This is a genomic window from Streptomyces sp. NPDC046915 (genome assembly GCF_040644935.1).
Taxonomy (GTDB): Bacteria; Actinomycetota; Actinomycetes; order Streptomycetales; family Streptomycetaceae; genus Streptomyces.
The window spans coordinates 151,711-172,088 of the sequence record NZ_JBEYXB010000013.1 but is presented as its reverse complement, the minus strand read 5'-3'; the positions used below and the strand labels follow the sequence as shown (position 1 = coordinate 172,088).

Annotated in this window: 23 protein-coding genes and 1 pseudogene; 12 read left to right on the top strand and 12 right to left on the bottom strand. The window is 67.0% G+C overall.

Annotated features, from left to right (window positions below; all coding sequences use genetic code 11):
* Positions 1-42 precede the first annotated feature (42 nt).
* Positions 43-690, top strand: a complete 648-nt coding sequence (locus tag ABZ915_RS30810) for a hypothetical protein (protein ID WP_361810006.1) — start codon at positions 43-45, stop codon at positions 688-690.
* Between the two features lie 339 nt (positions 691-1,029).
* On the opposite strand, the gene ABZ915_RS30805 is transcribed toward ABZ915_RS30810, so the two are convergent.
* Together ABZ915_RS30805 and ABZ915_RS30800 are read right to left on the bottom strand one after the other, a co-directional pair.
* The gene (locus ABZ915_RS30805; protein WP_361810004.1) at positions 1,030-1,212 is read right to left on the bottom strand and encodes a hypothetical protein; all 183 of its coding nucleotides are present in this window, start codon (positions 1,210-1,212) and stop codon (positions 1,030-1,032) included.
* A gap of 308 nt (positions 1,213-1,520) precedes the next feature.
* The gene (locus tag ABZ915_RS30800; RefSeq protein ID WP_361810002.1) at positions 1,521-1,787 is read right to left on the bottom strand and encodes a hypothetical protein; all 267 of its coding nucleotides are present in this window, start codon (positions 1,785-1,787) and stop codon (positions 1,521-1,523) included.
* A gap of 201 nt (positions 1,788-1,988) precedes the next feature.
* On the opposite strand from ABZ915_RS30800, the gene ABZ915_RS30795 reads away from it, so the two are divergent.
* Positions 1,989-2,555: a YceI family protein gene (locus tag ABZ915_RS30795; protein WP_361810000.1), complete on the top strand. Its 567-nt coding sequence runs from the start codon at positions 1,989-1,991 to the stop codon at positions 2,553-2,555.
* A 113-nt stretch (positions 2,556-2,668) separates the two neighbouring features.
* Positions 2,669-3,358, top strand: a complete 690-nt coding sequence (locus ABZ915_RS30790; RefSeq protein WP_361809998.1) for a hypothetical protein — start codon at positions 2,669-2,671, stop codon at positions 3,356-3,358.
* Between the two features lie 1,456 nt (positions 3,359-4,814).
* Here ABZ915_RS30790 and ABZ915_RS30785 read toward each other — a convergent pair.
* Genes ABZ915_RS30785 through ABZ915_RS30775 form a run of 3 tightly spaced genes read right to left on the bottom strand, consistent with a single transcriptional unit; the run spans position 4,815 to position 5,909 of the window.
* Complete coding sequence (locus tag ABZ915_RS30785) at positions 4,815-5,144, bottom strand: hypothetical protein (protein ID WP_361809996.1); 330 nt, start codon at positions 5,142-5,144, stop codon at positions 4,815-4,817.
* Positions 5,141-5,461, bottom strand: a complete 321-nt coding sequence (locus ABZ915_RS30780) for a hypothetical protein (protein ID WP_361809994.1) — start codon at positions 5,459-5,461, stop codon at positions 5,141-5,143. The genes ABZ915_RS30785 and ABZ915_RS30780 overlap by 4 nt, the downstream gene beginning before the upstream one ends.
* A complete protein-coding gene (locus ABZ915_RS30775) occupies positions 5,451-5,909 on the bottom strand; it encodes a hypothetical protein (RefSeq protein ID WP_361809992.1) in 459 nt (152 codons plus the stop codon). Before ABZ915_RS30775 ends, ABZ915_RS30780 begins: the two co-directional genes overlap by 11 nt.
* A gap of 1,083 nt (positions 5,910-6,992) precedes the next feature.
* Here ABZ915_RS30775 and ABZ915_RS30770 point away from each other — a divergent pair.
* Positions 6,993-7,535: a hypothetical protein gene (locus ABZ915_RS30770; RefSeq protein WP_361809990.1), complete on the top strand. Its 543-nt coding sequence runs from the start codon at positions 6,993-6,995 to the stop codon at positions 7,533-7,535.
* A 133-nt stretch (positions 7,536-7,668) separates the two neighbouring features.
* Here the strand turns inward: ABZ915_RS30770 and ABZ915_RS30765 are convergent, their stop codons facing one another.
* The 4 genes from ABZ915_RS30765 to ABZ915_RS30750 form a co-directional block, all read right to left on the bottom strand.
* Positions 7,669-8,724, bottom strand: coding sequence for a CBS domain-containing protein (locus ABZ915_RS30765; RefSeq protein ID WP_361809988.1), 1,056 nt, complete (start codon positions 8,722-8,724; stop codon positions 7,669-7,671).
* Entirely contained in the window at positions 8,708-10,525 is a 1,818-nt protein-coding gene (locus ABZ915_RS30760; RefSeq protein ID WP_361809986.1) for a DUF262 domain-containing protein, read from the bottom strand. The genes ABZ915_RS30765 and ABZ915_RS30760 overlap by 17 nt, the downstream gene beginning before the upstream one ends.
* 164 nt (positions 10,526-10,689) lie before the next feature.
* Positions 10,690-11,367, bottom strand: a complete 678-nt coding sequence (locus ABZ915_RS30755) for a DUF429 domain-containing protein (protein WP_361809984.1) — start codon at positions 11,365-11,367, stop codon at positions 10,690-10,692.
* A gap of 357 nt (positions 11,368-11,724) precedes the next feature.
* Complete coding sequence (locus ABZ915_RS30750) at positions 11,725-12,024, bottom strand: DUF6083 domain-containing protein (RefSeq protein ID WP_361809982.1); 300 nt, start codon at positions 12,022-12,024, stop codon at positions 11,725-11,727.
* Between the two features lie 421 nt (positions 12,025-12,445).
* Between ABZ915_RS30750 and ABZ915_RS30745 the strand changes: the two genes are divergently transcribed.
* The gene (locus tag ABZ915_RS30745; RefSeq protein WP_361809980.1) at positions 12,446-12,766 is read left to right on the top strand and encodes a PadR family transcriptional regulator; all 321 of its coding nucleotides are present in this window, start codon (positions 12,446-12,448) and stop codon (positions 12,764-12,766) included.
* Complete coding sequence (locus ABZ915_RS30740; protein ID WP_361809978.1) at positions 12,763-13,617, top strand: hypothetical protein; 855 nt, start codon at positions 12,763-12,765, stop codon at positions 13,615-13,617. Before ABZ915_RS30745 ends, ABZ915_RS30740 begins: the two co-directional genes overlap by 4 nt.
* Before the next feature lie 109 nt (positions 13,618-13,726).
* On the opposite strand, the pseudogene ABZ915_RS30735 reads toward ABZ915_RS30740, so the two are convergent.
* Positions 13,727-13,867 (bottom strand): annotated as a pseudogene (locus ABZ915_RS30735) (ATP-binding protein); the annotation flags it as partial.
* Between the two features lie 114 nt (positions 13,868-13,981).
* Between ABZ915_RS30735 and ABZ915_RS30730 the strand changes: the two are divergent.
* The 3 genes from ABZ915_RS30730 (at position 13,982) to ABZ915_RS30720 (ending at position 15,103) form a co-directional block, all read left to right on the top strand.
* Positions 13,982-14,245, top strand: a complete 264-nt coding sequence (locus ABZ915_RS30730) for a CopG family transcriptional regulator (protein ID WP_361809976.1) — start codon at positions 13,982-13,984, stop codon at positions 14,243-14,245.
* Positions 14,242-14,655: a PIN domain-containing protein gene (locus ABZ915_RS30725; protein ID WP_361809974.1), complete on the top strand. Its 414-nt coding sequence runs from the start codon at positions 14,242-14,244 to the stop codon at positions 14,653-14,655. Before ABZ915_RS30730 ends, ABZ915_RS30725 begins: the two co-directional genes overlap by 4 nt.
* Before the next feature lie 64 nt (positions 14,656-14,719).
* Complete coding sequence (locus ABZ915_RS30720; protein WP_361809972.1) at positions 14,720-15,103, top strand: hypothetical protein; 384 nt, start codon at positions 14,720-14,722, stop codon at positions 15,101-15,103.
* Positions 15,104-15,115: 12 nt separating this feature from the next.
* On the opposite strand, the gene ABZ915_RS30715 is transcribed toward ABZ915_RS30720, so the two are convergent.
* Positions 15,116-16,108 carry a Ku protein gene (locus tag ABZ915_RS30715; RefSeq protein ID WP_361809971.1) on the bottom strand — a complete coding sequence of 331 codons (993 nt, stop codon included), beginning with the start codon at positions 16,106-16,108 and terminating at the stop codon, positions 15,116-15,118.
* 61 nt (positions 16,109-16,169) lie between these two features.
* Here ABZ915_RS30715 and ligD point away from each other — a divergent pair, with 61 nt between their 5' ends.
* Positions 16,170-17,057, top strand: a complete 888-nt coding sequence (gene ligD / locus ABZ915_RS30710) for a non-homologous end-joining DNA ligase (protein WP_361809970.1) — start codon at positions 16,170-16,172, stop codon at positions 17,055-17,057.
* Between the two features lie 145 nt (positions 17,058-17,202).
* On the opposite strand, the gene ABZ915_RS30705 is transcribed toward ligD, so the two are convergent.
* Positions 17,203-18,006 (bottom strand): nuclease-related domain-containing protein, encoded by an 804-nt coding sequence (locus tag ABZ915_RS30705; RefSeq protein ID WP_361809968.1) that lies wholly within the window; start codon positions 18,004-18,006, stop codon positions 17,203-17,205.
* A 272-nt stretch (positions 18,007-18,278) separates the two neighbouring features.
* Here ABZ915_RS30705 and ABZ915_RS30700 point away from each other — a divergent pair, with 272 nt between their 5' ends.
* Positions 18,279-19,040 (top strand): hypothetical protein, encoded by a 762-nt coding sequence (locus ABZ915_RS30700; RefSeq protein ID WP_361810181.1) that lies wholly within the window; start codon positions 18,279-18,281, stop codon positions 19,038-19,040.
* Positions 19,037-20,371, top strand: a complete 1,335-nt coding sequence (locus ABZ915_RS30695; RefSeq protein ID WP_361809967.1) for a HAMP domain-containing sensor histidine kinase — start codon at positions 19,037-19,039, stop codon at positions 20,369-20,371. The genes ABZ915_RS30700 and ABZ915_RS30695 overlap by 4 nt, the downstream gene beginning before the upstream one ends.
* Positions 20,372-20,378: the final 7 nt, after the last annotated feature.

Genomic DNA, 20,378 nt, shown 5'->3' with positions numbered 1-20,378 from the left:
ATTGGGAAGCGCTTGAACCGTTAACTCCTCCATGATGGTCACATGAATGTAGATGAGGCATCAGATGACGCCACAGCATGGCTCTGGCCGCAGCCTGGCCAAGATTTGCTGACCGACCAGGGCCATTGGTCACAAATTGCGTGCGTCGGCTGGCTGAAGGACGACTGGTATGGACATGCCCACGCATTTCGCAGGTCTGCTGAAATCCTTCACCAACAAGCATCGCAGGACACATGCGAGCTTGACACTGCTTTCTTCCCAATGGCCTTCCTTTGGCGTCACTATGTGGAGTTGACGCTCAAGCGGTTGATCACGGATCTCCAGCACCTCCTAAATGAACCATCTCAAGAAGTGATGCGCACTCACAATATCGAAGTGCTGTGGCGGGTGTTTAGGCCGCTCGCGGAGCGAGCCCACCCTAACGAACCAAGTACTGACCTGGATAACGTTGAAGCAACGCTCCGTCAGCTTCATGGACTGGACCCAACGTCCGAAGGCTTCAGATACCCCATACGCGCCAACGGTTCTCCAACTCTGGAAGGAATCGATCGCATCCATTTAGGAACATTTCACGACGCGATGGTACGCACAGCAAACTGGCTGGATTCCGGCGTCGATCTCGTGGATGAGGAACTGCAAATGAAGGCGGAGTACGATAGGGAAATGAGCGCGGAACAGGACTGGTACTAAAATGGGGGCCTCGCGCAGCGTCCTCTATTGCCTCGAAGCCTTCCGAGGCCGGCACCGCGACGAGGCAGCACATCACTCACCACAGACCCCGTGGACTATCCGTGGACTGGGGGCATACCAAACTGCCTCGCCGAAGCGTTTACCTGCACGTATGGCAGGCATTCAAGGGGCCCCCGGAGCCCTATGCGCAAGTTGCCGGGGCCCTCGCCGCACGGCCAGCAAAAATCAAGCACTGAGCTGGGCGGACGCCGACATGAGCGAGCGGGAGTCAGTCCCACTGACTCCCGCCCTTTCTTGCTGACCCTCACTGTTCGCGACACACCTGCGACTGCCGCAGACCTAGCTAACCTCGGCCTCGGGGGCGTCGTCGACGTCACCGATAAGCGACTTGCCGATCCCCAGGGGCACAGCCTTGTCGAGGGCAATCAGGGCGACCGCAGCGACGCCAGCGCGGACGTACATGCCCGGACCCCCATCTCCGGCCACCCAGTCGATCATCTCTTTGCGGAGCTTCTTGAACACAGGCTCACCTCACTTGATTCAACCGATGTCAATATGAGGAGAACTTTGCTCAGGGCAGTGTAGACAGGGTGCATTGGGCGCAGTGGCGCGCTTCAGGGGGCACAACCGGGCGCATCAAAATTGCAATGTGTGACTCGTGGGGCGCGTGCGTAGTCAGCATCTGCCGGAGCAGTTTGGGATCTCGGACCGCCGCGGCAGGTGATCCACTGCTACGCCGCGTTGCCGGGACCGTCCTTCGGTGGTGCGACGTTGCCCGATGGTCGCCGTCCCCCCAAGTTGCTTGGGGACGAAGTGGCCGTAGCCCCCACTCAGTACGGCCGAGGGATCTCGTGCTGCTGTAGTGCATCCTCGTAGCGCGTCAGCAGAGCGTCGAAGCCTGTCAAGAGCAGGCTGACAGAGTCCCGAGCCTCGGCCAGATCGCCACGCCCGCACACCTCCACCACCTCGGCCAAATCGCTACGAAGGATGTGAAGGGAGTCGCCCTGTATCAGCACCCCCGGGAACCTCCGGCCAGGCAGGCGGACCACAGCGTCGTTGCCACCATCAGTGAACAGCTCTGCTTCAACGCGCTCCATCGCACCATCCAACCTGACATCACCAGCTGACATCAACGACGGCGTACGCAGGCAGCCTTGAGCGACCGAGCGCACAGGGCGAACGAGAGCGTCAAGTCTCCAGGTTGGTCGATGGATCGAACTCCTAAAGCGGTGGTCAGCCCCTGTTCCAGCCGTTGACGGTTGACGTCGTGGCCGACTGGCCGAGCGTAGGGTGGAATCATGGCCATAGCAGCAGGCGAGTACGCGATTGGCAAGCAGGTCGGTCGGTTGCTGGTGCGCACCACTCGCCAGGGCGTGGCCGCAAGGGTTGGACATGACCTGCTCATCGAGGCCACCGAGTGGGAAGGCCACGTCACCGTGCCGGCGGACCCCGCGACCCAGCCGACGGTGGTGTCGGTACGCGTGGACCTGGGCGCGCTGAAGATCCTGGAAGGCACCGGCGGGGTCAAGCCGCTCAGCGACGGCGACAGGCAACAGATTCAGCAAACGATGCACAAGTTGCTGCGTGTCGATCAGCACCGATATGCGACCTTCACCTCCACAGGCGTGGAGATCCACGATGACAGCGCAACCGTTGAGGGAGATCTGACTCTGGTTGGGCAGACCCGTCCGCTCCGCTTGGATGTGCGACAGCTAGACGACGGAAGCGTCAAGGGTGCCGGGAGCGTGGTGCAGTCCCAATGGGGCATCAAGCCATACTCCGGCTTCTTCGGCGCCCTCAAACTTCGCGACGCCGTCGACATTGAGGTCACCACCGGTCTTCAGGAGATCCACGCACCAGGCTGACGGCAGCGACGGCAGTCCTGGGGCGTGCCCGCATCTTCTAAGCGCTTGGCATAGGTTGAGTCCTTCCCTGCCAGCGGCTGCCCGTCACCGGTCCAGTCGTGGTACGAAGCAACATGCCCATCACGATGACCGTCAGAGGGTTCTCGATCCCCGGCGATGCCACCTGCATTGTGTGCCAGCAGGTCCACCCTGTCTGGCCCTCGGGGAACCTGATCCCTCGACTTCATGATCTGGATGAGGACCCTCATGCCTGGGGGATGGTTCTACGCATCTTGGCCGCAGCTGGTGATGGGTCTACCGACTGCAACCGACCGATGGCCTGGACTGCCGTTGAGCACTACCAGCGCATGAGTGTTCACCTCAGCGACCGTAAACGGCACAGGCATTGGGAACATCGGCGGGACGGCAAGTCCCCGCTGCTGATGCATGAGGCGATGATCTACCTCTTCCACTCCCTAACGCTGCTATGGGCCCACGTGGTGGCGGAGGCCCGCGGAGTCGGCTACGAGACGGTACTCGACAACTGCGTCATCGACGGCGCCAAGCAGCTCATCCGGGGGGTCCAGGAGGAGGCCATCAACGTAACGGCATCCGCTCTCGCGCTCTGTGGTGCTGTGGCCAGTCCTGACGGCAGAAGCGCAGATGCAGGGCTCCTTCACACGCAAGCGCGCGGCGCCGGGATTGATCTCGAAGAGATCAGCGCATACGTCCCGGGAAACGTCTACGACGCGGAGGTTGAACCACTGATGGCGGCGGCAAGCTTCTCGATCTACGCCGGAGCCCTGGTATCCCAGTTGGAGTAGTTGGCGCTTGGGGCGGGGTTCTGTCGCTCTCGAGAGGTACACGGTCGAACTCGGCGGCCACGCGAGCCGGCCTGGCCGCGCAGCCCCCGCCGGTCGCATACGTGGCGCTGACCAGCGGCGTTCCCGGAGATGGGCCCTCCGGAGCCGTGCGCGCAGGTTCGAACCGTCCGCCTCTGCAAGGGCGCCCAGTCTTCAAGAGCTGGCCTCGGTCTCGTCCGGTCCGGCTCTTTGCCGTGCTCCCGCACCGCTGCGGGATACCGGTCTTTCACCCCAATTCGGACGGCGCAGGCATGGGCCCCCTCGGCCGTCTGGCTCAGGCGTTGGGGCGCTTGCCGTGATTGGCCTTCTTCTTCTTACGGCCACGTCGCTTGTTCCCTCGTTTAGCCACGGTGCGCATCTCCCTAATTCGGAACTTTCTATGCGTTGGTCAGTCTAGATCCGGCCCGGAGTGTCCGCATCAGCGGTGCCGCGGGCACACCGCACATAGCCCAGCCCCCGTCCCGGAGCAATCACTGGCTTCTGTCGAATGCACGTCGAAGCCGCCCAGACGTTGTGCAGGTCGTGCCAGAACTGTGCCAGGTCGTGCGGGGAACCAGGGGGAATGGCGGGGACCCGGTCGCCGGCCGGTCAGGTGCCCTAGCCAGTCCGCCACAGGTCACGCAACCGGCCGTAGATGACCCAAGCTTCCCAAGCTCAGGGCTTCGGCCACCGGACACGCGGTAGCCACCCGACCCGCGGTTCTGTAGCTTGCCCGCATGACCGACAAACTAAGGGGCGATGCCGCGTAGGCGCCCGTCAGCCCTGCGGGGCGACCTCCCTATCCGTCCCAGGAGGCGGCGACGATATCCGCTCATTGATCGACTCTCAGGATCTTGCACAGCTGACCTGCGTCGACTGGAGCGGACCCGCTTCTGGCCCGAAGCTACAGAAGAAGCGTTCTGGCACTGGCAGGCTTATGCCCATGGCCCTATCAGGGACCTTGTAGACCCCCTCACAGGTCCCGACTGCGGCATTCCCGAGTGCGGGTGTTACGGCGTCGGCTTCCGTGAGCACCTCGAAGCCGTGCTTCACGCGCTGCCGAGAAAAAGCGCGCGTGAGTTACGGGCCCTCGTGCGGGCCCACGACAGGAAAATCCTGGCAAGGGCCAAGGTCATCCCGGCTGACAGCCCAGACGTGCCATGGTGGCGAGATCAGCCCTAGGACGAGACCATAGGAGCAAGCACTGACAACGGACCCACCGGCGATCAACCTTTGAGGTATTAGTCTGCCGTTCGTCCGGGCTGCGGCGCTGGGGCGCCGGTCCCGGCCGAGCGGCAGACCAACAAACCAAGGGCATCGTGCACAGCAGAAGGCCCCGTACGTCGGTTGCCGGGGGAACGACGACGTACGGGGCCAGGCCGGCCAGTCGCAGGAACTGGTCGAACCATCGACCGGCCGGGGTCTCATCGGTGCTTCATCAGGCAGCCGGCTCATTCCGACCGGCAGCGCCCGCCTCCACCATCACCGCATCGAGGTTGCTCCCCGTCTCGGCCGCGAGGCCCGACACGATCAGTTCGGCCAGCATCCGCGCCGCCTCAGGCCGGAGGGTCCCCAGTCGTACCAGGCCGTCGCCCGAGACGTTCACATCCGCCGCGAGGCCTGGGAAGTCCGGTTCCAAGCCCAGCGCCGTCAACTGCGCGGCGAGGGCGCCAGCGCTGCGCCGAGCCTGAGCCCAGCCGCGGACATAGGGGACGCCGGGCATGATGTCCTCGGCGCGCTTGGCTACGACTCCCCGTCGGTCGATCACGGCGTCAATCCTTTCCCCGCACGGTGTTCGGCACCTTCGTCGCCACTCTCCTCAAGCCGCTGCAAGGCGGAAGCCAGTGCGAGGCTCAGCAGTTCCGCCAACCGCTCCGCTGTCGCCGGCGACACATGCCCGAGTTCGACAAGCCCATGTCCGAAGGCGTTCAAGTCGGCCCGCAGGTAAGGGAAGTCCTTCTCCAGGCCAGCGCGGACAAGAGCGTCCCTCAGCGCGGTTGTGGCATTGCGCGCCGCATACCAACCGTCGCTGTCCAAAGGCGACCAGCTCGCAGCGTCGTGCCGGTCAGTGGTCTCATCCTGCATCGGTCGCATCCCCTTCGATCAGGGAAAGGACAAGGTCAGCCGCAGACGGGTAGCGCTCGCCGTACCGGTCCACACGGGCAAGCAACTCGGCGGAGGCAACGAGCATGGTCGCCAGGGCCACCGGGCGGAGCGGATTGGCCATCGGCCGCCGAGTCGGGGCACGAAGCCACTCGTAACGGTCACCGCGCAGGGGCATGGGGCCAGGCACAACGACCACCGACCCTCGGCTCAGATAACGGTATGCGGGTGGCGAGCCGTCTTCCCGCCCGAGGTAGTGGACGAAGGTCTCCTGACTCTGCGAGCCCAGGAAGAAGCCAACCCGTCGAGCCTGGTGGTCGAGCACCGTTGGGCCGAACGGCAGTCCGCGACGCAGCAGTTGGTCAAACGTCTCGATACCGATTCGCTGGTCGACCGTCACCACGTCGAAGTAACGGCCGGTCGGCAACATGTACGGCGCGCGGGTCGTCCGCCCAGGTGGCCCGGCACGTAACTGGATCGTCCGCCGCAGCGGAGAGCCATTCCACACCTCTCCTGGTCATCCTCTGCACGTCATCTCACCTCGGTCGGACTCAGCTGCGGCTGTGCTGCCGCTCTGGTATTCAGACTCGCGGTCGGGCCCCTGACCAGGGCAGATGACGAGAGGTGATGAGGGGTGACGTGCCAAACGAGAACGCGTCATCCCTCGTCACGAGTTGAGCGCCCCGGGATCTCCCGTTACTTGCAGCGCGCAGCGATGAGCAGCGCGTACATTCGGTCGCAAGATCCCACAGCCGTGCGCTCAGCAACCACACCAGCCCGCGAGTAAGGGAGGGAACGGTCACGTCTTCGACGCAGCCGACCAGCGTTCGGTTACGGCACGCTCGAGTGAGCCGGGGTTGGAGCCAGCCTCGGTTGGTGCGCGAGTTATGTCAGGCTGCGCTCCGCCGCGGCCACCACCTGCCGGCGGACGCCAGCGTGAAACGTCGTATCGCCAGTTGGGAGAACGGACACAGCGTCCCGGATGACTTCTATGGTCCGCTGCTGTGCGAGGTCTACGACCTCAGTGCCGCCGAGCTCGGGCTGAATCACAGCGGTGAGCGGGATACAGGGCTGTTGAACGCCAGTTATCCAACGAGTCCCGAAGGCGCGATCGATACAGTCAGCCAAGCGGAAGCGATGAGGCCCCTGGACAGGGGGCCAGGGGCCTCGGACACGGTCAGATGGTGTCACTTGCGGGCTCTGTCCGGACGGCGGCCGTACTCCGTCGACGAACCGCTCACCAGGCCGTTGGACCCGTACACCATCGCCTTCATGACCCCAACGGCACAGCACACTCCCGCCCTCCGCGCCGGGCGGGAAGGAGAACTGCCCGCCACTGCGGACCGCTGGCTGTGGCAACTGGCCTCACGTTCCACCCCGGAGGACTTCCCCCTCCCACCGGAGGCCGCCGACGACCAACTCGACCACACCGTGCGGATCTCGGCGGACTGGAGCGCCCTGGTGCTACGGCAAGGAGCTGCCTTCCTCGGCCACCGGCCCGACACCGGCGCGGGTGACTTCTTCGACTTCGGGGCACTGCACTCCCGCACCGTCCTATCTCGACGCCCTGCTCCTCGGTGCTCTCCAACGCGATCACATCGACGAGCTCACCGACGAACTCTCCGGGGTGTTCGACTCTTCACCCCGACTGGCGCGCCGCGTCGCCGGCTTGGAGAGGAACATCGCCGTCTTTCGCAGCACCTACTGGCGGCAACACCTCACCGCCCACGGCCCGGCGAACGATCTGCTGCTCGCCTTCCAGAACCAGCACCGGTTACCCGTCCGCTTCAACGCGATCCTCGCCGAAGCCGCCGACTACAGCAGGCTCGTACAGACACAGGAGAGCCAACAGATCAGCGGCGCCCTGGGCGTCCTCACCATTCTCGGCCTGCCCCTCGGCACCGCGCTGAGCATCCTGCAGGTCCTCGGCGACGACTCCGTGACACACCTGCTCGTAGCACTCGCACTATCCATCGCCTCCACAGCAGGAGCCTTGACGACTCGGTACGGGCGCCTGGTCTTGTCGTCACTCAGGGGCGGGGAGGGCAAGGCGTAGAACGCCACGCCATGCAATCGCGCCCCTGATCAGCGGCCTTTCTGTCCCCGTACTCCGCGTCTCTCGTCTGGGCCGGAGTTTGCACCGGCGCGGATCACTACCGCAGACGCCGATACGCGGCAGCGAAGCCTCTTCAGGCGGCGGTAGCTCCGTAGTCCGGGTCGTAGAGCCGCAGCATGCCTACGAAGCGGTCCAGCAGGTCGAGTTGTTCGGATCTGAGTGAGGGCGCGTTGAAGTGCATGACCGTGTTGCGGACGACTTTCACGCTGCTGAGCAGCCCGATGAAGTGATCCCTGTCGACACCGGGCCAGCCGAGTTTGTTCCAGCGTTGCTCGTTGTCCAGGAGCCGGATGTACTCGCCGAACATCATCTCGTCGACGGACTTCTTTTTCTTGTGCACCTTCTGGACGTCGGCCTCGTCGTAGACCCGGCCGAGACATCGCCGCAACCGTCGCTCGATCTCCCCGAGGGTGAAGAAGGGCCGAGCGACCGTGCCGAACTCGCCGGCGAGATCTGCGGAGGTGACGATGCCGCTCACCCTCCCGTCCGCGGCCCGGACGAGAACGAACTCGTGGGCACAGATGAGCGGCAGCACCAGCAGCAGGTGAGCGGAAGCGTTGACGATCTCGTACTCGCTGCTGATTGCGTTGTCCAGACACGGCTTGCGTCCGGTCGCATGCATGTGGGCGATCGATGCCCAGGTGACGACTCCGTGGAGAGTGCCTGACGCGTCGATCACGGGAAGCTGTGAGTACCCGTGCTCGGCCATCCTCCCCATCGCCAGCGGCAGCTGTTCGTCAGGTGCGATCGAGGTGACGCTGTGGGCGCACGGCAGATCGTGGACCCGCATCGCTGTCTGCGGGAGCATGCCGACGGGTTCCTCGAGATCGTCGAAGTCCTCGACGATCCCGGTGTCGTCGGCATGCTCGGGCTCAGTGCCGCTGTCCGTGTCGCCGGTGGCGGCCCCGGTCTCGTACACACGGGTGACGGAGGCGATCGCAACCTCGTCGTCCAGCGAACCGGACGCGAAGTCCGGCACCGTGGTCAGGCCGAAGCCCTTCAGATCGAGTCCGATCTGCGGGACGGACACGTGGTCGCGGACCCGGAAACCCCACAGGTGCAGCAGCCCGCGGATCGTCAGGGAGGTGCCTTCCAGCCCCTTGACGGTCGCGTCATCCGGCGTCGCCATCGCCTGCCCCTTCGCGGACCGCAGCCTTGCCCATCTCCCGTTCGACGAGTTCCAGAAGCCTGGCGGTCCTGTCCCGGTAGAAAGCCTCGAAGTCGTCCGCGCGCAGCGGCTTCGGGTCGATGAGATGGGTTCCGACAATGTCGTCGAACCAGTCGCCCGGACTCCCGGTGTGCCGCTCGAACGACTGCAGGTAGGCCGAAGGGGTGCTGGTCCCCATGGTTTGCTGCGCCCGGTAGGACAGCGGGGTCTTGTTCACGATGCTGGTCATCCGGAGGCCGTTCACGCCGTTGTGCTCGAACCAGGTTTTCGGGAAGACCTGCCGGATGTCCACGTACTCCCCGATCAGGGACTGCTCGTTGATCGGCTCGCTGTGGAAGAACCAGTCGATCGCCCCTTCCTTGAGGAAGAGGGCGTAGATTCCCTTGTAGGCAGCGCTGTTGCGAGAGGTGAGCCGATGCAGGCGCTGTTCCTGGAAGGACGATTCCGTGATGGTGTCGGGCTCCGGACCACCGTCCCGGATCCAGCCGACCACCTGCTCGACATCCCGGACGAACCGGGTGTCCGTGACGCCTCCGTAGAGCTCACCGAGCACACCGCACCAGTACCAGCGTGTCAGCCTTTCATGGACGCCGGGTTCTTCCACCTTGTCCCCGAGGATGACGCCGATGGCTGCGAGGGGCACCACCTGGGACCCGTACGGCAGGTCGCGTTCGCGGAACACGTACTGTGAAGCGAGGAACCGGCCGGCCCAGGACAGCGCTTCGGCCGTCTTCGGGGAGATCTCCGTGTAGTCACCGAGCGGGAGATGCAGCAGATCGCGGCGCTTACAGCTCACCGCGGGTGCGTTCGTCGCTCCGGGATTCTCCGCCAAGAACTCTTGTTTGCGTCGGTACGTCCGCACCAACGCGATGGCTTGAAGGAAGTCCAGACTAGTGAGCCCGGTTTCTTGACCGCTGTCCTTGTCCAGGGTCCCGAAAACGGGATATTCCGAGCACAATTTTCCCTTGATGGCTCGCCAGTCCGCAATGAGGCTGAAGTCCTCACCCCCGTTGCACTCCGCGTACTGCGTGTCACCCGCGTAGGTCGCCGTCAGCAGCTCGAACACATTGAGGACGACGCCGCCGGTGTTCACCCGCTCGAAGACCGAGCACACCGCTTCCTTACGGGTTTCCTTCGGCAACCGGATCAACGGCACCTTGAATCCCTTGACGGTGTCGATGACCCGGGCCTGGAACGCCGACCACAAGTCCCAGCGGTCGTCGGCAGCGCTGACGTAAGCCCGTTGCCACTTCCCTGTCTTCTCCGGCTCGAAGATCAGGTTCAGAGGGAACAGGCCGCTCGCGCACTCCTTCTCCCGAGACGTGAGGTCCCAGGCCGTGCCGCGACCGAACGCACCTCGAACGATCCTGTCCTCCGCCACGGACAGAATCGCCTCGTCCCGGTCCGCCGCGTCGTCCACCGCCTTGGCGATGTCGATGTAGTACCAGCGGCGGAGCGGCCTGTTCCGCGCCCCGGTCGTCTCCACGGGACGGTCCGATTTGAGCGCCTGGAACAAAGACGTCAGTCGCTGCTGCCCGTCAAGTAGCAACTGTTCCGGGACGACGAGCGGGCCCACCTCGGTGCCATGCAGCGGGCGAGCCTTGAACTGAGCCTCGCCACCGGTCTCCAGCGTCATGGCGACACCCAACGGATAGTCAAGTGTCACCGTCGCTAACAGAGCGCGGATCCTGTCGTCGTCCCACTTCCACTGTCGCTGGAAATCGGGGAGCTGAATCCTCCCCGCCGCAACGTCGTCCAGCATCTTGCCAAGGCTGGGCCCGTCGAGCGCCACCCCATACCCCCCAGTGACAAGGACGCTCCTCCGCGTCACACGGGAGACATGCTACTGGCACGCATACAAGTGGCGCCGCCCCTTAGGCGAGGGGGTCACTGTGGAAACAGCTCCTTGCTGCGTTGATGAACTGATCAGTATCGAATCTCGACGAGGCGCCCGTCTGCATCCTGCTCGGGCGCCTCAGGAACCCGGTTCGCTGTCCCGAGCGCGATCCGGCGCGCCGACCAGGCCGCGACAGCGGCGTCGAGTACGTCGTCCACGGGAATGCGGTCCGCTTCGCCAAGCTCGTCCGGGAGCACGAGGCCGGCCTCGGCCAGCAGGGAGCGGCGCAGGGCCTGACCGCGCCAGGTCTTCTTGGCGTATGGCAGCGGCACTCCGTCGGCCAAGGCGTAGAAGGACACCTCGGGGTGCACCTCGTGGATCCGCTCATCGGCGAGCCAACACGCCCGCGCCTCAAGCAGCTTCGGTCTCAGCGCCCACGCCTGCTGGCTCAGCCGATTGCCGGTGAGCTCCTGGCATCGGCTGGCGGCCGCCCTGTAGTCCTGCTCCTGCCACACCATCCTTGGCGCTATGGGGAATACGCTGCTGCGCCGCACCCCGAGCAGCGCCCTGGCCGCGAGATCTGCGGCACGCCAGCTCTTCTCGACGAGACCCAACGGCATGTCCACCGCGATCGCATCCACCTCGGCAGCGCGCTCGATCAGCCTCTCGAGCCGGGAATCCACCAGGCTGCCCGCGTAGGCGCCGTCCGTGAGTCTGATCCCAACCCACCCCTGCTTACCACAAGCGTCGACGCCAAGGACGTCCATCCCACCCACCCCTCGCGCACAAGCCGAGCCGCAACGTAGCAGCACCTACCGTCCCAGAAACTGCCACCCGCCGCCGTTCCCATGTGTCTGTGCCCTGCCGGGGACTCGCACCTGCGAACTCCGCCAACGCTCTACCGGTTCAGCCGGACGACGGTCTGGATCACCAGCAGCCCGCCCCGACCGCCGATCATTCGTGATCCCATGCCCCGCGTCCCCCGCCGGCGGGCATCCGGCATGAAGTGCCCAAAGCCCCGTCACCATGCAGCGCTGGGCGACCCTATGACAGGGTCTGCGGACTGTTTGTGACCGGATCTCGGCGCGTCTGTCCAGGTCAGCCCCCTGCCGTCAAGGGGACTATTACCCGGCGTCGGGCCAGTCCTCAGGGGGCTGAAGCGTCTCAGGGGTCGCCTGCCGCTCCACTCGCCGTGCGTTCTCCGCTCGCAGGCTCGTCAGCCACGGCCACAGATCGGTCAGTAGCTGTGCCGAGCAGGCGAGCCGGTGTTCGATGCGGCAGCGCTGGAACGGATCCGGCGGACACACCCCGCAGACCGTTACCCGCCCATCGGACAGCACGATCCACTGATGCTCCGCCGGCACCGTATATGCCAACGGAGCCATGTCCGGTTCCAACAGCACCCAATCCTGCTGAAGCGTCACCACCCGATCCTGTAACTGTCCGCAGTACGGGCAGCACGACTGCGCGCCCCAGCCGACGCGGTTCCTCTCCGAAAACCCCCATACCGTCGAGAGTCGGCAGCGCGGCGGCCCACGCGTAGACGGTGAACCGGACGAGGCCAGCTGGAGCTGGGGGAGCACCCATCGCGGTGCGTGCGGAACTCAGCGATGAGGGCTGGGAGTTGATCGATCCGCTCTTTCCGATCGGCAGGTCCGGTTCGTATCCCGGTGATTGCTGAGGTGGCACGCCGGGGCAGGTAGATCTGTCGCTGGGCACCGTGGGCTTCACGGTGTGTGGGGTACCGCGGGAGTCAGTGTGTGCGGGTCCTGCCACGCGTACCTCTACTTCGTACTACGCAGTATCGTATAACGTAGTAGTCGCAAGGGACGAAGGAGGTGCCTGATGCCGCGTCAACGGGATCGTGTCGGATGGGCCGAACCCGCGCTGTTGATTCTGGCCAGTCTGGCCGACGGGCCCAAGCACGGCTACGCGATCACCAAGGACGTCGAGGAACAGACGTCCATCAAGCTGGGGCCGGGCACGCTGTATGCCGCCATTGCGCGGCTGGAGGAACGTGGTCTGGTCGCGCCGTTGGACGAGGACGAGCGTCGGCGGCCCTACCGCCTCACGGCGGAAGGGCAGACCGTGCTCGACGACAAGCTCCGGGCGATGGCCCGGTTCGCACGCACCGGGTTGACCCGGCTGGGGGTGGCAAGCGCGTGATCAACATGGCGGGCCGGTTGGCCTTGCGGGCGTACCCTCCCTCGTTCCGGGAGCGCTACGGTGCCGAGCTCGAAGCACTCGTCGAGGACACCGGCGCCGGCCCGAGCGTCGTCGCGGACCTCTTTACCGGCGCGCTGAAGGCATGGCTTCGCCCGGTGATGCCCGATGAGTCCGCTGAAGGGCGCCGTCGCCGCATGCAGGCGAGCGTCGCCACCATCTGGGTCACCTGGTGTGCCGCGCTGTACACCCTGCCGATACTGCACTTCATCCTGTCCGAGGAGCCCTGGCCGACTCCGGATCTGGTGCGCGGACTGCTCGACGTTGCGCAGTACGCCATGTACGGCGCTGGGCTCGTCCTGCTGGTCGGTGCCCTTGCGCTCCTCCTGGAAACCTCCAGAACCGGCAGTTGGGCCGCGTGGCGCCCGCTGGTGGCTCTCATACCGACGCTGCCCACGTGGGTGATCGCGCCGTTGCTCCTGATGTTCGCCTCCATCGACCCGTTCTCCTATTGGGTCGGGGCCTTGGCCGTGCTCGGGCCGGCTGCCTTCCTTATTACCGCGGCGGTGACGCCCGCCGTCGTCGTGACCCGGTGCCAGCCATCTGCCAAGGTCTTGCGGCTACTTGCCCTGTCCGGGGTTGCGGTGGCGCTCGCCGTGACGATGACAGGCGTCGCCTGCGTCGCGGTCGTCACGGGGGTGATCATGAATACCGGGGACGCAGCCCAGCTGGTCACGATGCCCATGCTCGCCGTGACCGTCGCCATTTCTGTAGCAGCCCTGGTCAGTTCCGGGCGTGGTGCCAGGGCAGCGCTCCACAGGGAGCATCCGGTGGATCTTGGCGTTGATGTGTGAGTGCCTAGGCCAGGCGACGCCGCGGCCGGTTCGGAGTCTGTTCGTCAATCAAGCCAAGTCCTTGCGGAATTACGGAAGTTCATGAAGATCCGTTGATCGGACGGGGCCAGAGTCCGGCGGTGTCCAGCAGGCTGATCAGGCCGTGCATGGCGAGGGTGCGGCGGAGGGTGCGGCGGCTGATGGTGACCGCACGTGGGTCGTTGGGGATGTAGAGGCAGTACTCCCAGGAGTCGGCCAGGTTTTCGGGCATGCGTCAGCTCCGAGAAGAGCCGCTGGTTCGCCCTTCGGTCGAGCCGCAAGTGGGTGAGTAGGCCATCGTAGGGACAAGCTACTGTCGGGTGGTATTGGCGGTAGCATAGAGAGTATGAGCGAGCCTACCCAGAAGTACTCGATCACGATGCCCCGGGACATCGCCGAAGCCGCCCGTGCCCGTAGCGGCCCCTCCGGGCTGTCTGCCTATGTGGCCGCTGCCGTCGCCCGGCAGATCGAGCGTGACAACCTCAACGAACTCATTCAGGTCGCCGAGGCGGAGCACGGTCCCATCACCGAGGACGAAGTGCAGGCCCTGCGCGACCAACTCCACCAGGCGCGCGTGCAGCAGACCGGTGATGGGGCGAACGCCGCGTGACTCGTTCCCCTGCGGCCCCGGGCGGCACGTTGGTGCTCGACAGCGAAGGGCTGACCAAGGCCATGCTGCGTGACCGGACGGTCACCGGGTGGCTCGCTCTCGCCCGCGCCGACGATCTGCGTGTGATCACGTCCGCGGCCACCTTGGTGGAAGTGGTCCACCCGCGCGTCAACCGCCCGGCGCTGGAATGGACGCTTTCGCGTCTCGTCGTGGAGCCGGTCACCGAAGCGATCGCCCGTCACGCCGCCGCCCTCCTGGCCGACGCCGGCCTGCACGGCCACAAGTACGCGATCGACGCCATGGTGAGCGCGACCGCCCTCACCGCGCCTGGGCCCGTCACCGTGCTCACGTCCGATCCGGAGGATCTCACCGCACTCTGCGGGACACGCGCCACCGTCATCGAGGTCTGACCCCGCTGAGTCCGAGTTCTTCGCGTATGTGGAACCGTCTACTCCCCCGTACCCGGGACACGCGGTGGGCATGAAACTGGCTCACGCCCTACCCGACGATGCCACCGGGTGGTGGATCTACCTGGGCACGCTCGTTCTTTACGCACTCGGCCGGTTGTTCTTCGCCTGGCTGCAGGCGCGACGCGAGGGCGACAGTCACCCCGTGCGTGCCGCTTTCGCCGAGGAGGATGATCCTGATGCGACGAGCGCGGCGCTGCGGGGAGGCTTCCGGTCCTACCGGCAGTTCTTCGGCTTCGTCGGTAGCGCCGTCGCGGTCGTTCTTGTCGCCGCACTGACCGGTGGCCGGCTCCGGGTCGTCCTGCTTTGGATCATCGTTCCGCTGCTGGTCATAGCGCTGTCGTACCTTGACTTCTTCCAGGCACGGAAGGCGCGCTCGCGAGCTGCGTAGGGCGCGCCGACGCTACGCGCTGCGCTTGCGGGAGGCTGTTTTCTTGGCCGTGGCTTTCTTGGCTGCGGTCTTTTTGTCAGCCGTCGCCGACTTCGCTGTGGACTTCGTCGTCGTCTTGGCTGTGGTCTTGGCCGTCGTCTTCTTCGCCGTGGTCTTCCTGGCCGTGGACGTCGACTTCTTGCCGCCCGTTTCCTTGGGCTGGGTGCGGCCGACCCGCCCCACTTCCTCGCCTCTGGACTCCTTCGCGGCGCGGACGCTGTTCTCCAGGGCGGCCATCAGGTCCAGCACCTTGGCGCCCGTCGGTGGGGCGGGGGCCTCGGGTGGGGTTTCGCCGGCCGCCTTGGCCGCGATGACCTCCTCCAGGGCTTCGCGGTACTCGTCGTGGAGGTCCTGGAGGTCCACCTCGCCCAGGGTGTCCATGAGGGCGTCCGCCAGGTCGAGTTCCTTGTCGCGGACCTTGACGTCCACGTCGGGGGCGACGCCCTCGGGGGCGCGGACCTCGTCCGGCCAGAGGAGGCCGTGCATGGCGATGGCCTCGCCCACCACCCGCAGCATGCCCAGGCGTTCCCGGCCGCGCAGGGCGTACTTGGCGATGGCTACCTTGTGGCTGCGCTTCAGGGCCTCGCGTAGGAGTGTGTACGGCTTGGCGGCCGGGGCGCCGCTCGCGGCGAGGTAGTACGCGGCGTCCATCTGGAGCGGGTCGATGCTCTCGGCCGGGACGAAGGCGACGATCTCGATCGTCCTCGCGGTCGGGATGGGCAGGTGGGAGAGGTCCTCGTCGCTGATCGGGATGATCGTGCCGTCCGCGTCCTCGTAGCCCTTGCCGATCTCGGCCTGGCTGACCTCACGCTCCTCCAGTTCGCAGACCTTGCGGTAGCGGATGCGGCCGCCGTCCTCGGTGTGGATCTGGCGGAAGGAGATGGAGTGGCTCTCGGTGGCGTTCACCAGCTTGATCGGGATGCTGACGAGACCGAAGGAGATGGCGCCGTTCCAGATGGATCGCACGTGCAGCACCTTTCCGCCGTTTCGCCAGTGCTTAGGCCGTTGTGCGTGAGATTGTCATCTTATGACGCCTATCACGGAGGTGGAGGGGCGGAGAGTCGCGCTCAGCAACCTGGAGAAGGTGCTGTATCCGGCGGTCGGCTTCACCAAAGCCGAGCTGCTGCACTACTACGCGACCGCGGCCGAGGTGCTGCTGCCTCATCTTCGTGACCGGCCGGTCTCCTTTCTGCGCTATCCGGACGGGCCGGACGGGCAGGTCTTCTTCACCAAGAACGTGCCGCCCGGTACGCCCGACTGGGTCACCACCGCCGAGGTGCCGCGGTCCGAGGGGCCGGCGCGGATGGTGCTGGTGCAGGATCTGGCCTCGCTGATGTGGGCGGCGAATCTCGTTGCGGAGTTCCACACCCATCAGTGGCTGATCCGCGATCCCGGTCTGGCCGATCGGCTCGTCTTTGATCTCGACCCCGGGCCGCCTGCGGGCGTGGGGCAGTGTTGCGAGGTCGCGCTGTGGCTGCGGGAGCGGCTGGCGGTGGATGGGGTCGAGGTGTGCGTGAAGACCTCTGGGTCCAAGGGGCTGCATCTGCTCGCCGCGGTGCGGGGGGCCTCGTCGGAGCGGGTTTCCGAGTACGCCAAGGGGCTGGCCGTGGAGGCTGAGCGGGCCATGCCCCGGCTGGTGGTGCACCGGATGACTCGGAGTCTGCGGCCCGGGAAGGTGTTCGTGGACTGGAGCCAGAACGCGGCGCGGAAGACTACCGCCACGCCTTACACCGTGCGGGCGCGGGCGGAGCCGTTCGTTTCGGCGCCGGTCACCTGGGAGGAGGTCGGTGCGTGCCGGGGTTCCGGACAGCTTGTGTTTCGGGCCGGGGACATCGCGCCGCGGGTGCAGGACTTCGGGGATCTGTTGGCTCCGTTGCTGGAGCCGGGGCGGGCCGCTGTGCTGCCGGTGCCGTGACAGGGGTTGTTTCGCCCCCGCCGCCCCTTCCCGTCTCGTCCCGTCCCTGGGGGCTGCCGCCCCCAGACCCCCGCTTCGGCCCTTGAGGGGCCTCGTCCTCAAACGCCGGACGGGCTGATTTTCACCCGCCCCCGCTTACGAGCGGTCACGCGTTCCCCCACGTCCCCCGATCCCGCGCCATCGCATGCAACGACTCCACATCCGCCGGCTTCAGCACGCCCCCCAACCGCGCCAGCCCCTCGATCTCGGTCTCCCGCAGGATGCGGATCTCGCGCGGCGGCACCGGTATGGACACCTCCGTCGGGTCGACCAGGGCCAGGACGGGGCGGACCTCCGCGGTCAGGGTGTGGGACGCGCGGTCGGCGTCCGCGCGGACGCGGCGTAGCAGCGGCAGCGACTCGCGGCGGCCGAGGGCGACCATCAGGTCGGTCACGGTGACACGGTGGCGCCGGGCGTACAGGCTGTGCACGGCGAAGAGGCCGCCGGGGCCGATGGCGAGGTGGTGGATGCGGTCGCCCCCGGGGAGCGGTACGGAGTGCAGGGTGTGCCAGCCCGCGCCCTCCAGGCGGTCCAGTGCCTCGCCTACGGTCTGCTCGGCCGTGAGGGCCCGGCGGCGGGGGTCGGGGCGGAGCCGGTGCGGTGGGGCCGGGTCCCTGTCGAGGGCGACGAGCAGGGCCTCGCCGGGGCGGTTGGGGGCGAGGTCGTCGTCCGGGTGGAGGGTGAGGCGGGCCAGTTCGGCGGGGGTCGGGACGGGGGGCGGGCCCACGGTGACCGGGCCGGTCAGGAAGGGGCCGAGGGCTTGGAGTACGTCCTCCCTGCGGTCCTCGCTCAGCAGGTTGACCCGGCCCGACTCACGGTCGTACCAGGCGACGTTGCCGCCGTCCCTTCCGCAGACGTACAGCCGCTCCTGACCGTGCCGCCAGGTCGGCACGACGCGCAGTCCGCTCATGCGGCATCACCCCTCGACCATGGGAACAGGGAGGGTGGTCCAGGAGCAAGCGCTCCGCTTTCTTTGACGGCGAAGGGGGCGACGGGATTGGCCGAACAGCGGAGGTGCGGGGGCGGCGGGCCGGGTGGCGGAGTGACCGTTTCTCCGGGCGAATAGGGTGTACCGCGCCGCCGCGCGGCCGTACCACCGAATGATTCCAGCCAGCGAAACGTACTCCCTGCCGGCGAAGCCCCCAATAACAGAGCGAACAGAACGAACCGAGCCACAGGAGCATCGTGCCCCGCACCCGCCCGACCCGCAGCGCCCTCGTCGCCGGGGTCGTCGCCCTCGTCGCCCTCGTGGCGGTGACCGCGGCCGGCTGCGGTGACACGGGCGGCCTGCGCGGGGCCGGGTCGACCCCGACCGCGATCAGCCCCGCCAAGCTCTGGCCCGATCTGCGCCCGGCGTCCAGCCCGGCCTGGCCGTACGACGAGGCGAACACGGAGACCGTGAAGGGCATCACCGTGCGCGGCGACGACATCCACGAGGCGGACCCGGTCGCCGTCGTCCGCGCGGAGATAGCGGCCCATCCGGACGACTACGGCGGCAAGGGCGCGTACCACGCCACCGTGGCCCGGATGGGCGACTGCGGGGCTGGTGGAGCTGGTGGCGGCGCGCGGTGTCCCCTGCTGAAGGCGTACTACCGGGACCTGACGGGGGACGGGCGCGACGACATGACGCTCGGGTTCCGGCTGTATCCGACCAACCAGACGGCCGTGCGGGTGTACACCGTCGAGCACCACAAGCTGGTGCAGGTGCTGGCCGACAACGACGCGATCACCGGGGTGGAGCTGGCCGGACGGGCCGTGATCGTGCGCTCGCCGGCCGGGATCACCGGCTACGAGTACCGCACCACCTGGGCCTGGGACCCGCAGCAGCGGGCGATGGTCTTCTCCCGCGACGAGTTCCTGCGCACCGGCCGGCGTACCGGCCGGCACAAGCACGCCACCCGCACGCCCGCGCCCACCCTCTCCCCCTCGGCGAGCCTGCGATGAGGCTTCCCCGGTGGGCCGGGACCCTGGCCGTGAAGGCCGCCGCCTTCATCACCGTGATGTGCTGTGCGCTGGCCGCGCTGCTCGGCGTGCTGGTGCATGTCTCCGTCACCGACCAGACCGTGGGCCAGGCCCGCGACCAGGCACTCAGCCGGCTGACCGACGCGACCACGGCCTACCAGGCGGGGGACGCGCTGCGGCCGGGCGCCGGGGTGGATCCCGAGGGGCTGCCCGCGCCGCTGCGGGCGCTGGCGATGGCCGGGCAGCGCGGCACGATGGTCGCCACGCACCGCGGGCACCCCACGATGTGGGCGGCGGGCCCAGCCGACGCCGGCCGGGCGCTCGCGGTGGAGGTCGACTACTCTCAGCAGGCGGGCACCATCGCGGGCCTCGACCGGGCGATCCTGTGGTCGTCGGTGCTGGCGATCGGGGCGACGCTGCTGGTCGGGGCGTTCGCGGTGACCCGGGTGACGCGGCGGTTGCACGGCACGGCGCAAGTGGCCCGGCGGATCAGCGCGGGCGATCTGGACGCGCGCGTGGACGATCCCCGTACGCGGGATCCGATCCGTCCGCAGGACGAGGTGGCCGCGGTCGCGGCGGCGCTGGACTCCATGGCCTCGTCGCTCCAGAGCAAGCTGCTGAGCGAGCAGCGGTTCACCGCGGACGTGGCGCACGAGCTGCGCACCCCGCTGACGGGGCTGCACGCGGCGGCCGAGCTGCTGCCGCCGGGGCGGCCCACGGAGCTGGTGCGCGACCGGGTGGCGGCGCTGCGCACCCTCACCGAGGACCTGCTGGAGATATCCCGGCTGGACACCGGGCGGGAGCGGCTGGAGCTGGACACCGAGGAGCTGGGCGCGCTGGCCGAACGGGTGGTGCGGGCGTCGGGCACGGACGCCGAGGTGCGGGTCGTACGGGACGCGCGGGCGGAGACCGACCGGCGGCGGATCGAGCGGGTGCTGGGCAATCTCGTCGCCAACGCGCACAAGCACGGGCGGGCGCCGGTGGAGGTGACGGTGGAGGCGGCGGCGGACGGGCCGGTCGTCACCGTACGGGACCACGGGGACGGCTATCCGGAGTACCTGGTACGGCACGGCCCGCAGCGCTTCCGCACCGAGGGCGGGGCGAAGGGGCACGGGCTCGGGCTGACCATCGCGGTGGGCCAGGCGGAGGTGCTGGGCGCCCGGCTGACCTTCGCCAACGCGCTGGACGGCGGGGCGGTGGCGACCCTGACGCTGCCCCAGGCACCCGCCCAGGCCCAGACACACGCCCAACCCCAGACCCAGGCCCCGCAAGCTGACACCCCGACAGGTGAGGGACAAACACGACATACATGACACCATT